At 58.5% G+C, this 14,195-nt stretch carries 12 protein-coding genes and 3 tRNA genes; 10 read left to right on the top strand and 5 right to left on the bottom strand.

The genetic code is table 11. The annotated features are described in order from the left end of the window. Positions 1 to 34: 34 nt before the first annotated feature. Genes DBR44_RS09385 through DBR44_RS09370 form a run of 4 tightly spaced genes read left to right on the top strand, consistent with a single transcriptional unit; the run spans position 35 to position 5,232 of the window. Positions 35 to 1,474, top strand: coding sequence for a sigma-54 dependent transcriptional regulator (locus DBR44_RS09385; RefSeq protein ID WP_124643803.1), 1,440 nt, complete (start codon positions 35 to 37; stop codon positions 1,472 to 1,474). Further along, positions 1,458 to 2,459, top strand: a complete 1,002-nt coding sequence (locus DBR44_RS09380; protein WP_124643802.1) for a HupU protein — start codon at positions 1,458 to 1,460, stop codon at positions 2,457 to 2,459. The genes DBR44_RS09385 and DBR44_RS09380 overlap by 17 nt, the downstream gene beginning before the upstream one ends. Then, entirely contained in the window at positions 2,456 to 3,895 is a 1,440-nt protein-coding gene (locus tag DBR44_RS09375; protein ID WP_124643801.1) for a nickel-dependent hydrogenase large subunit, read from the top strand. Before DBR44_RS09380 ends, DBR44_RS09375 begins: the two co-directional genes overlap by 4 nt. Next, positions 3,871 to 5,232, top strand: coding sequence for a sensor histidine kinase (locus tag DBR44_RS09370; protein WP_199731004.1), 1,362 nt, complete (start codon positions 3,871 to 3,873; stop codon positions 5,230 to 5,232). Before DBR44_RS09375 ends, DBR44_RS09370 begins: the two co-directional genes overlap by 25 nt. A 68-nt stretch (positions 5,233 to 5,300) precedes the next feature. On the opposite strand, the gene rimO is transcribed toward DBR44_RS09370, so the two are convergent. Both rimO and phaR read right to left on the bottom strand, forming a co-directional pair. Beyond that, on the bottom strand, positions 5,301 to 6,623 hold the full coding sequence (gene rimO, locus DBR44_RS09365; RefSeq protein ID WP_124643800.1) for a 30S ribosomal protein S12 methylthiotransferase RimO: 1,323 nt from the start codon (positions 6,621 to 6,623) through the stop codon (positions 5,301 to 5,303). Positions 6,624 to 7,022: 399 nt separating this feature from the next. Continuing rightward, complete coding sequence (gene phaR / locus DBR44_RS09360; RefSeq protein WP_059286019.1) at positions 7,023 to 7,589, bottom strand: polyhydroxyalkanoate synthesis repressor PhaR; 567 nt, start codon at positions 7,587 to 7,589, stop codon at positions 7,023 to 7,025. Between the two features lie 209 nt (positions 7,590 to 7,798). On the opposite strand from phaR, the gene DBR44_RS09355 reads away from it, so the two are divergent. Together DBR44_RS09355 and DBR44_RS09350 are read left to right on the top strand one after the other, a co-directional pair. Beyond that, on the top strand, positions 7,799 to 8,344 hold the full coding sequence (locus DBR44_RS09355; RefSeq protein ID WP_103525256.1) for a phasin family protein: 546 nt from the start codon (positions 7,799 to 7,801) through the stop codon (positions 8,342 to 8,344). 124 nt (positions 8,345 to 8,468) lie between these two features. Continuing rightward, positions 8,469 to 9,596: a M14-type cytosolic carboxypeptidase gene (locus DBR44_RS09350; RefSeq protein ID WP_124643799.1), complete on the top strand. Its 1,128-nt coding sequence runs from the start codon at positions 8,469 to 8,471 to the stop codon at positions 9,594 to 9,596. Between the two features lie 65 nt (positions 9,597 to 9,661). Here the strand turns inward: DBR44_RS09350 and DBR44_RS09345 are convergent, their stop codons facing one another. From DBR44_RS09345 to DBR44_RS09335, 3 genes are all read right to left on the bottom strand, one after another. Beyond that, on the bottom strand, positions 9,662 to 11,140 hold the full coding sequence (locus tag DBR44_RS09345; protein WP_233578445.1) for a hypothetical protein: 1,479 nt from the start codon (positions 11,138 to 11,140) through the stop codon (positions 9,662 to 9,664). A gap of 419 nt (positions 11,141 to 11,559) precedes the next feature. Further along, positions 11,560 to 11,868, bottom strand: a complete 309-nt coding sequence (locus DBR44_RS09340) for an H-NS family nucleoid-associated regulatory protein (protein WP_124643797.1) — start codon at positions 11,866 to 11,868, stop codon at positions 11,560 to 11,562. Between the two features lie 105 nt (positions 11,869 to 11,973). Continuing rightward, positions 11,974 to 13,002 (bottom strand): folate-binding protein YgfZ, encoded by a 1,029-nt coding sequence (locus tag DBR44_RS09335; RefSeq protein ID WP_124643796.1) that lies wholly within the window; start codon positions 13,000 to 13,002, stop codon positions 11,974 to 11,976. A gap of 230 nt (positions 13,003 to 13,232) precedes the next feature. Here DBR44_RS09335 and DBR44_RS09330 point away from each other — a divergent pair. The 4 genes from DBR44_RS09330 (at position 13,233) to mscL (ending at position 14,150) form a co-directional block, all read left to right on the top strand. Next, positions 13,233 to 13,308, top strand: a tRNA-Asn gene (locus DBR44_RS09330). A gap of 33 nt (positions 13,309 to 13,341) precedes the next feature. After that, positions 13,342 to 13,417, top strand: a tRNA-Asn gene (locus tag DBR44_RS09325). A gap of 25 nt (positions 13,418 to 13,442) precedes the next feature. Then, positions 13,443 to 13,518, top strand: a tRNA-Asn gene (locus DBR44_RS09320). 170 nt (positions 13,519 to 13,688) lie between these two features. Further along, on the top strand, positions 13,689 to 14,150 hold the full coding sequence (gene mscL / locus DBR44_RS09315) for a large conductance mechanosensitive channel protein MscL (RefSeq protein ID WP_124643795.1): 462 nt from the start codon (positions 13,689 to 13,691) through the stop codon (positions 14,148 to 14,150). Positions 14,151 to 14,195 lie beyond the last annotated feature (45 nt).

Here is a 14,195-nt window from a genome sequence, read left to right as displayed (position 1 = left end):
CAGACAATAACAACGCTTGACTGGGATGAGAACAATGCGCGCAAAACCCGCCATTTTGCTGGTGGACGACGAAATCCGCTCGCTGGAAGCACTGGAACGGACACTGGAGGACGACTTCACCCTGTTTACCGCGCAGGGGGGAGCAGAAGCACTGGCCATTCTGGAATCGGAATTCATCCAGGTGGTGGTCAGCGACCAGCGCATGCCGGACATGAGCGGGGTGGAATTCCTCAAACAGGTGCGCGAGCGCTGCCCGCAGATCATCCGCATCATCCTGTCCGGCTATACCGACAACGCCGACATCATCGCCGCCGTCAACGACGCCGGCATCTACCAGTACCTGCTCAAGCCATGGCGACCGGAATCGCTGCTGCTGACGGTACAGGGTGCCGTGGAGCTGTTTCGCCTGCAGCAGGAAAACGAACTGCTCAATGTCGAGCTGAAAGCCTCCGAACCCTGGCTCAAGGTCAAGGTGGACAGCAAGCGCGAGCAGATGCGCGAACGCTCGGCCATGGACAATATCGTGCGAGCGCCGGACAGCAGCATGAGCAAGATCTGCGCGCTGCTGGCGCGGGTGTCGCCGTTTGACATCTCGGTGCTGATCGAGGGCGAATCCGGCGTGGGCAAGGAATTGCTGGCGCGCGCCCTGCACTACGCCAGCCACCGCCGCGACCGCCCTTTTGTGGTGGAAAACTGCGCCGCCATGCCGGAACAACTGCTGGAAAGCGAGCTGTTCGGCCACAAGCGCGGGGCGTTTACCGGCGCTTATCAGGACCGCATCGGCCTGTTCCAGCAAGCCGATGGCGGCACCATTTTCCTGGATGAAATCGGCGAAACCTCGCCTGCCTTCCAGGCCAAGCTGCTGCGTGTGCTGCAGGAAGGCGAAGTCCGCCCGGTGGGCAGCCCGCGCCCGCTGAAAGTGAATGTGCGGGTGGTCTCCGCCACCAACAAGCTACTGCCCGAACTGGTGCGCGCCGGCCAGTTCCGCGAAGACCTCTACTACCGGCTGTCGGCCTTTACCGTGCATGTGCCACCGCTGCGCGAACGGCCACAGGACATTCCGCTGATCGCCCAGGCCCTGTTGGAAGAGGCCCGCCACCACTACCAGCGCCCGGCCGCCCGCTTTGGCGAGGACACCCTGCAAGCCCTGCAGGACTACCGCTGGCCAGGCAATGTGCGCCAGCTGCGCAACGAGATCAACCGCATGCTGGTGCTGAGCGACGACGACCTGCTGGGTGCCGAGCTGCTGTCCGCCGAGGTGCTGCAAGCCGCCGCCGAGGAACAGGTGGCCGAGCTGGCCTTTCTCACCGGCCTGCCGGGCGATCTGAAAACCCGCATGGACGAGCTGGAAAAGCAGATCCTGCGCGAAACCCTTACCCGCCAGCGCTGGAACAAGACCCGCGCTGCCGCCGAGCTGGGCTTGTCCCGCGTCGGCCTGCGCAACAAGCTGACCCGCTATGGCCTCGAAAAATAAACGCCTGCTGTGGCTGCAATCCGGCGGCTGCGGTGGCTGCACCCTGTCGCTGCTCAATACCGAAGCCCCCAGCCTGTTCACCGCGCTGGCCGACATCGGCATCGAGCTGATCTGGCACCCCAGCTTTGCCGAGCAAAGCCTGGATGAAGCCATGCACTTGCTGCAGCGGCTGGCCGATGGCAGCGAGCCGCTGGACATGCTCTGCCTGGAAGGCTCGGTGATGACCGGTGCTGCCGGGCGTTTCCACTTGCTGCCAGACGGCCAAAGCATGAGCACGCTGATCGAACAGCTGGCTCGCCGCGCCAGCCAGGTCATCGCCGTGGGCACTTGCGCCGCGTATGGCGGCATCAGTGCTGCCGGTGACAATCTCACCGGTGCGGTGGGGCTGGACTATGCCGGCAATCATCCCGGCGGCCTGCTGGGCGGCCATTTCCACACCGCCAGCGGCCTGCCGGTGGTGAATATTTCCGGCTGTCCGACTCATCCGGGCTGGGTACTGGAAACCCTGGCCTTGCTGGCCAGCGACAGCTTGTCGGCAGCCGATCTCGACCCCTTGGGCCGGCCACGCTTTTACGCCGACAAGCTGGTACACCACGGCTGCGACAAGAACGAGTTTTACGAATTCAAGGCCAGCGCCACTGCGCCCGGCCAGATGGGCTGCCTGATGGAGCATGTCGGCTGCAAGGGCACCCAGGCCCATGCCGACTGCAATAGCCGCAGCTGGAATGGCGAAGGCTCTTGCCTCACCGGCGGCTATCCCTGCATCAACTGTACCGCACCGGATTTTGCCGATCCCGGCCATGGTTTCTTCAGCACGCCGCAGGTGGCCGGCTTCCCGGTGGGCCTGCCCACCGACATGCCCAAGGCCTGGTTTGTCGCGCTGTCCACGCTGTCAAAATCGGCCACCCCAACACGGGTACGGCAGAACGCCGTGCTGGATCGCCTGACCGTTCCCCCCTCGCTACCGAAAAAGGGCAAAGCATGAGCCGCCGCATTCTTGGCCCCTTCAACCGAGTCGAAGGCGACCTCAACATCACCCTGGACTTTGCCGATGGCAAGGTCAGCGCCGCCCGCGTCACCGCACCGCTGTTCCGTGGTTTCGAACGCATCCTGCTGGGGCGTGAGCCGCTGGACGCACTGGCCATCGTGCCGCGTATCTGCGGCATCTGCTCGGTATCGCAATCAGTAGCGGCAGCGCATGCGCTGTCGCAGCTGTATGGCATCACGCCACCGGCCAATGGCCAGCGGGTGCTGAACCTGATCCACGCGGTGGAAAACATCGCCGATCACCTCAGCCATTTCTACCTGTTTTTCATGCCGGACTTTGCCCGTGCCGACTACCAGCAACATGGCTGGCACGGCGAAACGCTTGCCCGCTTCAAGGCCCAGTCCGGCAGCGCCGTCGCCCCCATGCTGGAGGCGCGTGCCATCCTGATGCGCTTCATGGGCAGCCTGGCCGGCCACTGGCCGCATACCCTGTGCCTGCAACCCGGTGGGGTGACCAAGGTGGTCAGCGCCGCCGAGCGGGTGCGCTTGCAACAATGGCTGCGCAGCTTCCGCCGCTTTCTGGAGCAGCGCACCTTTGGCCAGCCACTGGAAGCCATCGCCGCACTGGATAGCCAGGCCGCGCTGGAACACTACCGCGCACAGACACCGGCTGCGGACTTCGCCCATTTCCTGCACATCGCCGACAGCCTGTCATTACACCAGCTGGGCCGCAGCTACGACCGTTTCATCGCGGCGGCAGCCTATGCCGGCCCGGATGGCCCCTGGAGCCCGGCCGGGCTGTGGCAACAGGGCGTCAGCCAGCCGCTGCCACTGGAGCAGATCAGCGAAGACAACCACAGCAGCTGGCTGGCCGGCGATGGCCCGAGCGCCCCGCTGCACACCGATACCGTGCCACTGCCGGACAAGGCCGAAGGCTATAGCTGGAGCAAGGCCCCCCGCGTGGCTGGCCTCGCGGCAGAAACCGGCGCACTGGCGCGCGGCCTGCTGCGGGGCGAGCCGCTGCTGAACGAGATGGTGGCCAGCGCCGGCGGCAATGTACTGAGCCGGGTGGTGGCACGCCTCACCGAAGTGGCGCGCATCGTGCCGCTGATGGAGCACTGGCTGGCCGCACTGGAGCTGGAACAGCCCTTCCAGCAACCCTGCCCGGCCAGCGCCGTGCACAACAGCGCCGTCGGCCTGACCGAAGCGGCACGCGGCATGCTGGGCCACTGGGTGACGCTGGATGCCGGCCGTATCAGCCGCTACCAGATCATCGCCCCCACCACCTGGAATTTTTCACCGCGCGACAGCAAGGAGCTGCCCGGCCCACTGGAAAAAGCGCTGGAAGGCGTGGACGCCAGCGACCCGCAAGCCCTGCAGGTTCAGCACATTGTCAGGAGTTTCGATCCATGCCAGGTCTGCACCACGCACTGAACGCGCCGGTCTGCTTGCCGGATGACAGCATGGCCGCTGCCGGCCAGGAGCTGGCCGAAGCCGCCTGGATCGATGTCATCCAGCGCATGGACGAGGTATACAGCGAGCTGGTGGCTTCACAGGAAACGCTGGAAACCAAGCACCGCGAGCTGGCCGAAGCCCATCACTTTACCGAGGGCGTACTGGCTGCCATGACCGATGTGCTGGTGGTGTGCGATACCGTGGGCAAGGTGCGCCAGGTCAATCGCGCCATGCTGCAGCTGACCGGCCACACGGAAAGCGAGCTGGTCGGCCGCGAACTGGCCGAGCTGGTGGAAGACAACCAGGCACGCAGCCAGATCGCCACCCTGCTGGCGGCAGGCCGCAGCGATGTGCAGGATGTGGAAATCGCCCTGCCCCGGCAACAGGGCGAGCCAGTGCCGGTGACCTGGAATGTCAGCCCGCTGTACGACGGCGAAGGCCGCTACAGCGGCTTTGTCGCCGTGGGCCGCCCCATCGGCGAACTCAAGCGCGCCTATGCCCAGCTGCAAGCGGCGCATCAGGCACTGAAATCAGCGCAGGCGCAGCTGGTGCAGGCCGAAAAAATGGCCTCGCTCGGCCGGCTGGTAGCCGGCGTGGCGCACGAGCTGAACAACCCCATCAGCTTCATTCTGGGCAATGCCCACGCCATGCAGCGCTATGCCGGCAAGCTCGCCCGCTATCTCAATGCCATCCACGCCCATGACCTGAGCAGCGACAATCAGGCGCTGCGCATCGAGCTGAAAATCGACCGTCTGCTGGCCGACCTGCCCTCGCTCTGCGCCGGGCTGATGGAAGGTGCCGAGCGCAGCGGCCATATCGTGGATGCGCTGAAACGCTTTTCCGCCGTGGAAGAAAATACCCGGCAGCGGGTGGATCTGGCCGACCTCACCCAGCGCGCCGTGCACTGGGTCAGCCGGGCAGCGCCCTTTCGCGTCGAGGTCAGCAGCAGCGGGCTGGATGAGCCGGCCTGGGTGTGCGGCTCGGCCAACCAGTTGCAGCAGGTATTGGTCAACCTGATCCAGAATGCTTTCGATGCCATCGAGAAAACCCCGCAGCCCATACTGCAGCTACGGCTGGAACGCGCCGGCGACATGGTGGAACTGGGCCTGCAGGACAATGGCCCCGGCATCAGCGAAGACGCGCTGCCGCTGATTTTCGACCCCTTCTTCACCACCAAGCCCATCGGCAAAGGCACCGGGCTGGGCCTGTCCATCAGCTATGGCATCGTCGAACGCCATGGCGGCCAACTGAGCGCCGACAATCCGCTGAGCGGCGGTGCCTGCTTTACCTTGCGGCTGCCGGCCTTCCGCAACTGAATCGCCCGGCACCATGAAAAACGGCCTGCCCACAGGGCAGACCGTTTTGCTGAGCAGAGCGCTGCACATCAGACAGACACGCGTTCGCCCCACAGGTCGTGTTCGCTGCAATCCACGATATCCACCTCGACAAACTGGCCAGCTTCCAGGCCGACCGCATCATCGATGAACACCAGGCCGTCGATTTCCGGCGCATCGGCATAACTGCGGCAAATCGCCGTGCCTTCGTCGTCGATTTCATCCACCAGCACGGTCAGGCGCTGGCCGATGCGGGCTTCCAGTTTGCGGGCGCTGATTTCGGCCTGTACTTCCATGAAGCGCTCCTTGCGCGCCTCTTTCACCTCTTCCGGCACCTGATCCGGCAGTTCGTTGGCGGTTGCGCCCTCGACTGCGGAATAGGTGAAACAGCCCACGCGGTCCAGCTGTGCTTCGCGCAGGAATTGCAGCAGCTCTTCGAAGTCTTCTTCGGTTTCGCCGGGGAAGCCAACGATGAAGGTGGAACGGATCACCAGCTGCGGGCAGATTTCGCGCCATTTCTTGATGCGGGCCAGCACATTGTCGCTATTGGCCGGACGCTTCATCAGCTTCAGCACTTTCTGGCTGGCATGCTGGAAGGGGATATCCAGATAAGGCAGGATCTTGCCGTCGCGCATCAGCGGGATGACTTCGTCCACATGCGGGTAGGGATAGACATAGTGCAGGCGCACCCAGATGCCATGCTTGCCCAGCTCTTCGCACAGCTCGGTCATGCGGGTCTTGACCGGGCGGCCATCATGGAAGCCCAGCTTGTACTTCACATCCACGCCATAGGCCGAGGTGTCCTGCGAAATCACCAGCAGCTCCTTGACGCCGACACGGGCCAGGCTGGCAGCTTCGCGCAGTACATCGTGTACCGGGCGGCTTTCCAGATCACCACGCATCGACGGGATGATGCAGAAGGTGCAGCGGTGATTACAGCCTTCGGAAATCTTCAGGTAAGCGTAGTGCTTGGGCGTGAGTCGCACGCCGACATCCGGCACCAGATCAACAAAGGGATCGTGCGGCTTGGGCAGGTAGCTGTGTACCGCCGTCATCACCTCGTCGGTGGCATGCGGGCCGGTCACTGCCAGCACCGAGGGGTGCGCGCTCTGCACCACGCCATCCTTGGCCCCCAGACAGCCGGTGACAATCACCTTGCCGTTTTCGCTCAGGGCTTCGCCAATGGCGTCCAACGATTCGGTGACGGCCGAATCGATGAAACCACAGGTATTCACCACCACCAGGTCGGCGCCATCGTAGGAGGAGGAAATTTCATAACCTTCCGCGCGCAGGCGGGTGAGAATCTGTTCGGAATCACTCTGGGCCTTGGGGCAGCCAAGCGAAACCATACCGATACGAGGAGCTTTGGACATGTGGCGTAGTGCAAAAAATGAAAAACGCCAGATTATACAGCCATTTGCCACTTGATACCCAAGCATGCTTGAGCGGGAAATGGCAACAGAGTACCGCCTGGCATCGTAGCCTGTGCCGGCTGCTTTTTATCTGCAGACTCTGCAATCCAGCGCCCCAGCCGGCCTCATCAGTCAGAGCGACTGACAAAACACCTGCGGCAAAGCCAGCCAACCCAAGAAGTCCAGAGGCAGGAGGCATCGCAACAGCGCATAGCCAGGCCCTTGCTCCCGTCCATTTTTGCGCGAACCGGATGCAGAGGAAATTCGGCGACGATGCCACCGCAGGTTTGTGAGGAAAAATCAGGAGCGACAAAAGAAAAAACCCGTCTGGAAACGGGCTTTGTCAGCAGAGTGGATTGATCAGGACTTGCCTGCATCATCCTTGCCGGGCGGCACATAACCCGGGAAAGTGAAACCACTGAACAACTGCTTGGTCTGCTCCTGCATGCGGTTCTGCATTTCCAGGAACATGCCGGTACTCTGTTCCATATAGCTGGACATGACATTCTGGATCGCCGGACCCTGCAGCTTCATGAACTCGCCCCACATGGTGGTGTTGAACACTGCCTTGTCACCATACATGGCGCGGGTTTGTTCCTGCAGTTTCTGCTGCATCTGACCAAACAGCTGCAGGTTTTTCTCCAGGAAGGGGCCCATCATGCCCTGCATGGCCTGACCGTAAAAGCGGATGAACTGCGTCAGTACTTCATAGCTGAACATCGGCATTCCGCCATTTTCCTCCTCCAGGATGATCTGCAGCAGCACGCTGCGCGTGATGTCATCCTGTGATTTGGCATCGACAACCTGGATATCCACGTTTTCGAGCACCAGTTGCTTCACGTCTCCCAATGTGATGTAGGAACTTGTCGCCGTGTCATACAGGCGGCGGTTCGGGTACTTCTTGATGACCCTTTTTTCAACACTCATGTAACACTCCCGGATTATTGTCGTTGGTGTTGTGCACCCGCAATTTATCATAAATACAACAAGCTAGAGCAAAACTTCTATGCCCCTTGCACCGTGCATGCTACATTTCGCACTTATTGTGCAGTGCAATATAAAACAAGAAAAAAAATCTCAGTCAACACAGAGCTTGTCGGTCTTTTCTACGAAATTTAATGATGAGGGTTAAAAATATGTTCAATACCAACGATCAACTCAGCAAGATCTCCCTGTCCGGCTTTGAAGCCGCCCTGCGCGTCGCCCAGATCTCTCTGGACAGCGCCGAGCGCCTGGTCAAGCTGAACCTGGAAGCTTCCAAGCAAACCCTGGAAGAAAACGTCAAGGTTGCCAAGGCACTGGCCGGCGCTGGCGATGCTCAGGAAGCCCTGAACCAGTTCAACCAACTGGCCAGCCAATCCGTAGACAAGGCCGTTGCCAACTCCCGCAACGTATACGAAATCGTATCCGCTGCACAAAGCGAACTGTCCAAGCTGGCTGAAGAAAACCTCGGCAGCTTCAACAAGAACCTGATCACCGCACTGGAAGGTGCTGCCAAGAACGCCCCGGCAGGTTCCGACAATGCACTGAACGCCGTCAAGACCTCGCTGGCTGCCGCCGCTGCTGCCGTAAACAGCTTCAGCAAAGCTGCCCAGCAAGTTGCCGAATTCACTGACAGCAGCATCAAGGCTGCCAGCAGCGCCACTGCCGATGCAGTAAAGACTGCCACCAAGCGCGCCTGATTCACGGCCACGCTGACTGAAAACCCCGCTTTGGCGGGGTTTTTTGCTTTGCATGATGCAAGCAGGCCGGGGCAGGTTTACAATTATCTCTTTAGAGTTCCAGCAAAGACCACAGGTTCAACGCATGAAAATCAGCAGCAACTTTGACGCAGGCAGCATCGAAATCGTTTCCATGGAGAGTTTCGACGACATCCAGCTGCGAATTCCACATGACAATGCCTCGGACTTTGCTCAATGGTTTTACTTCCGGCTACAAGGCGCTGCCTATCAGGCATGTACGCTGCGTTTTCTCAATGCCGGCGAATGCGCCTACCCGGAAGGGTGGACTGATTACGAGCTGATGGCATCGTACGACCGTATCAACTGGTTCCGCGTGCCGGCTCATTTTGACGGCCAGACCATGACGGTTGAACACGTGCCGCTGGCCAATAGCGTGTATTACGCCTACTTCGAGCCCTACTCCCATGAGCAGCACCTGAATCTGCTGGGGCAGGCGCAAGGATCCGGCCTGTGCCAGATTCATGATCTGGGCTTTACCGTACAGGGCCGCGACATCAATTTGCTGACCATTGGTCATGAAGTCGAGTCTGATCTGAAAATCTGGGTAACCGCCCGTCAGCACCCCGGCGAAACCATGGCCGAGTGGTTTGTTGAAGGTTTCCTGAACCGCCTGCTCGATCCGCTGGACGCCACTTCGCGCGCCCTGCTGGACAAGGCTACCTTCTATGTGGTGCCGAACATGAACCCGGATGGCTCCATCCTGGGTAATCTGCGCACCAATGCAGCCGGCGCCAATCTCAATCGCGAATGGCTGGCACCGTCGGAAGAAACCAGTCCGGAAGTACTGGTCGTGCGTAACAAAATGCAGGAAACCGGCGTTGATTTGTTCCTCGACATCCACGGCGACGAAAAACTGCCCTATGTCTTTGTGGCCGGCACAGAGGGTGTTCCTTCCTACGATGAGCGTATTCGCCAGCTGGAAGACAAGTTCAAACACTACCTGATGGTGGCCAACCCGGACTTCCAGGATGAGTTCGGCTATGACAAGGATGCCCCGGGCTCGGCCAATCTGAGCCTGGCCACCAACTGGGTGGGTGAAAACTTCAAGTGCCTGGCCTTTACACTGGAAATGCCGTTCAAGGACAATGCCAACCTGCCTGATGATGACTATGGCTGGAATGGCCAACGCAGCCTGCGCATGGGTGAAGCAGCCCTGACGCCAATCTACGCAGTGATCAACGAATTACGCTGATCTCTCCCTACCCAGCAAAAAGCCGGAATCGCGATTCCGGCTTTTTTGTTTTTCGCAGCATGTAATCACATGGCTAGTGGCAGCTTGTCCAGCGCCTTCACCAGTTCGATTTCTGCCAGACACCAGTCACTCCCCTTTTCCAGCACCTTGCCCAGCGCTATCTGAAAATGCTTGCCGCGTGCTGTCATGTAATACTGCCGGCCCAGGGTATACACCGAGATCGGCATGATCAGGGCATTGATACGGCGCCCGCCACGGTCAAAGGGCACAAACAAGGCGATATGCCCTGCCAGCCACACCATGTCAGGCGGCAAGGTGGGATCGATCAGCTTGCTGTCGGTGGGGCGGATGGAGGCCGCCACTGGCCGGGTACACAGGGTTTCCACCCCGAGATAAATGCGCTCCCGCTGATTGGCCCGCTTGACCCGCCGCACCAGCCCCAGGCTCCAGTTGGTGTTATCGACATCTCGATAGCCCACCAGGCTACCCAGCGTGACCCATTCATTACCCAACGAGTCCAGCGTCACGCCAAGGCCGCTCTGGCTGATATTCTCGACCGACCAGCGCAAGAACTCGTCACGCAAAGACTGCGGTGCCGGCGCAGAATCGCCGGACATGGCAAGCGGAGCCAGCGCGAGTGTACTGCGATCGCGCTTGCGACTGGTGACAAAGCCATAGATACGGATATTGGCCGCATCATCAAAGCTGTCGTTGTCCGTATGACGTGCCTGCGCCTGAATGGCCTCATCCGGCTGACGAATCAGCCGGTGCAGGGTGGACAGACGATGCGCCACTTCCAGATTACGGTTTGTCACCGCAACACGTTCGGCACGCTCAAAGCGCAGCGGCTTGGCAGACCACTCACGGCACAGCATGTGCAGCAAGCTGGCATCAATACCAGGCTCGATCCATGGCTTGAGCTCTGGCGGCACCCGCCCCCCCTCCATCACCGTGGCCCAGCCATGGATGATTTCCACCATATTGGCAGTACTCCAGAACCGGGCGGATTCACTGACAAAACTGGGATTGGCACGAGCAGCAGGCTTGGCCTCGGCCAGTGTCACAGCAAAGCTGGCATCTTCATCATATTGCGGATGCAGCGACATGCGATTGGAAACGAGGCACAGCAGCTGATAAGAGAAATTGAATTGTCGCAGGCTGAGATTGCCACTACTTAACAATGACAACATCAACATGATCAGATATTGATCCTGTACCGTAGTACCCGGACTGTCTTCCCCGAATAAAAATACCGGGGTGGAGTCAATACGTCGCTGCTCTGCCAGGCGATAAAGCTGATTTACATTCAGCCAGAAAACATCATCCGGGCTGAAATGCCGCAAATATTGCCAACGGGCGAACTCGCCAAAGAAATGCATCATGCGTACCAATACCAATGGCAGCATGGCACGCACCCGCTCTTCTTGCTGCATGTCGGTATCAAGAGACAAGGCACGCTGATAAAACTCGAGAAACTGCTTTCCATACGCCAGTATCTGCGAGCGCAACTGCCCTTCCAGTACCTTAGGCATACGGGAATTCATAAAATACTGCGTGCACAAATTTTCATGCAGCGGCTGGATTTCCAGATTAAGCGTCAACACCGCATCCAGCAAATCTGCCGTCACATGGGGAGACAGCATATTGACCTCGGCCAGCATCTCGGTAATTCTCTCGTGCGCAGCCGCGCCATACTCTTGCTTCAGAGTATCGGCATAGGCTTTGGCAGCCGCTGCATTGGCCAAAGGATCTGACTTGTTCTTTGAGCCTCGGGAGAAGAAGTCCAACATGGCGTAACTTTCAGTCTGTCATCGTGACGGGATCAGGGCGAACCCGGAGCTTGCACTCGTCGGCCATACCAGTATTTATACAAGCCGGCAAATCAGCAAGAAGAACTTGCGCCCCAAAACAAAAAGCGCCCGTGCAGGCGCTTTTTGTCAGGCACTTGGAAGACAGTGTCACATCAGATAGCAAGATCTTCAAGCGTTTTGCCAGCAGCCAGCAGTTCCTGTACCCAAACCGGCTTACGGCCACGGCCAGTCCAAGTCAGCTCTGCATTTTCCGGGTGACGATACTTGGCTTCAACCGGCTTGCGCACAACGGCACCCACCTTGCCCAGAACCTCTTCTACGCTCAGGCCATAAGCCTTTGCCAGCTCGATGATCTGCTTTTTAGCCTTGGATTTTTCTTCGGATTCACGACGTTTGATTTCGTTTTCAACGTCGCTTTTCAATGCTACCAGTTCAGTAAAGCTAAGATTGCTAATATCCATTTTGCCGCCCTTATTATTCAGTTGGAGAACCACTGATTCAATTTAGCCAAAAGCCTATCTTCTCGTCAAGGCAAAGAGGTTAAATTTCAGTAAACAAAGCAATTTTTATTCATCCTGCGTAGGATAGGGCAAAGCCAGCTGCTCCAGCGCATTGATATATTCTGTCTCCAGATAAATACCCTTATCCCAGCATGCCGACTGCGCCACAACCAAAGCCTCATACTTGCTGTCTTCCACCTGACAAATTGCGGCCACCATACCGATAGACTGATCGGGCAGTTCAGGACTAAATAACTTGCTGCCAACCGCAGCAAATTGCGTCAGACGAGCCTTGAATAAGCGCCGTTTCAGCTTGCCCAGGTACTGGGTACGCGCCACAATTTCCTGGCCAGGATAACAGCCCTTTTTAAAGCTGACGGCGCCAATTATTTCCATATTGGCCATTTGCGGCACGAACTGTTCTTGCGTGGCCTGCGTCACCCATGCAATGCCGGCATCAATATCACGAACAGCCCAGGCTGCGGCAGACACGGCTACCGCAGCTACTCCTTGCAGCAATGCCGGCAATGGTGAATCAACCGCCGGACACACCAGATACCCTCCGTCGGGCAGCGCAATCGCCACATCAGCGCCCTGCTGCATCACATTGAGCGGTGGCTGTTCTTTGGCGTTGAAATACTGCTCCACGACCGACTGCAATAATGGGCCGCGCAAACCGGCCACCGGTGACAACGAGGTATCCAGCAAAGTCACCTTCACCTTGGAACGCATGACAAACATGGTCAGGCGCTTGGCGATTGCGGCGGCAATATCGGCCGACAACAACAGATAATAACTGTCCGCATGCTGCCAGATTAGAAAGCTGGCCAGCATGCGCCCCTTGGCAGTGGAATAGGTACTGAATTGCGCACGCGCGATGGACACATCCCGGATATCGGCAGAAAACTGCCCCTGCAGAAAGGTTTGCGCATCCTCGCCCTGCACCTGGATGATTCCCAGGTTATCCAGCAGTGCAAGCGCATTGCCGGTGCGCACGGCAGTGACTTGTGCCAGAAAATCGGAAAATGACAGCCGCCCTTCCTGGTCGATCTGTCCCTGATTCTTGTCTACCCACGACTGCCACGGCTGCTTCATGTTGCGATACCTGTGATTAAGCACACTAAATTAGTCAAGAATTTTACTTTTTTCAGCCCATTCCTGCCAGCGCCACTGTGCACCAGAGCCGCATGCCGTGGCGATATTCTTTTCGCCTCATGGACTTAGTCCACACACTACCCCCGACCATTTAAAAAGCTGGCATTTTCCATGGGCAAAGCGTTGACAGGCCTGATTGCCGTCGGTATAGTTCGCACTCTCTTGGATGTTCCCTGATAGCTCAGTTGGTAGAGCGACGGACTGTTAATCCGCAGGTCGCAGGTTCGAGCCCTGCTCGGGGAGCCAAGACCCTACAATTTATTGTGCATTGCCGGTTATTCCCTGATAGCTCAGTTGGTAGAGCGACGGACTGTTAATCCGCAGGTCGCAGGTTCGAGCCCTGCTCGGGGAGCCACCCCTACAATGCCATGCCAGTTTATTCCCTGATAGCTCAGTTGGTAGAGCGACGGACTGTTAATCCGCAGGTCGCAGGTTCGAGCCCTGCTCGGGGAGCCAGACAAAAGCCCGCTTTGATAGCGGGCTTTTTGCATTCCATTTGCGCCAAATATTCCCTTTTGACAAAACCTCTGTTTCTCGCCAAGAATCGTCTGGCTTTCAGCACTGTTTATTCGTGTTAAAATAAGCATCAATTAACTCTGTATTAAACAATAACCATAGGATCAGCGATGTCCATTCTGAAGGAATTCAAGGAATTTGCTGTTAAAGGCAATGTCATCGATCTGGCCGTCGGTGTGGTCATTGGTGGTGCGTTCGGCTCCATCGTCAAATCACTGGTCGACGATGTCATCATGCCGCCCATCGGCCTGCTGATCGGCAATGTCGATTTTGCCAACCTGTTCTTCGTATTGAAGGAAGGTGCCAAGCAAGCCGGGCCTTACGCCTCGGTGGCTGCCGCCAAACAGGCAGGTGCGGTAACCATGAACATCGGCCTGTTCATCAACTCGCTGGTTAGCTTCACCATTGTTGCCTTCGCCATTTTCATGCTGGTGAAAGCCATCAACAAGCTGAAGCGTGAAACCCCGGTTGAAGCTGCCCCCGCAGCCGCCACCAAGGAATGCCGCTACTGCCTGTCCAGCGTGCCAGAGAAGGCCAGCCGCTGCCCTTGCTGCACATCGCAACTGGATTGATCTTTTAAAGCATGCTCCAATAAAAAAGAGGCCGAATGGCCTCTT

Origin of the sequence: Aquitalea sp. FJL05 (assembly GCF_003852595.1) — a bacterium.
Taxonomy (GTDB): Bacteria; Pseudomonadota; Gammaproteobacteria; order Burkholderiales; family Chromobacteriaceae; genus Aquitalea; species Aquitalea aquatilis.
This window is presented reverse-complemented; position numbering and strand designations above follow the sequence as displayed.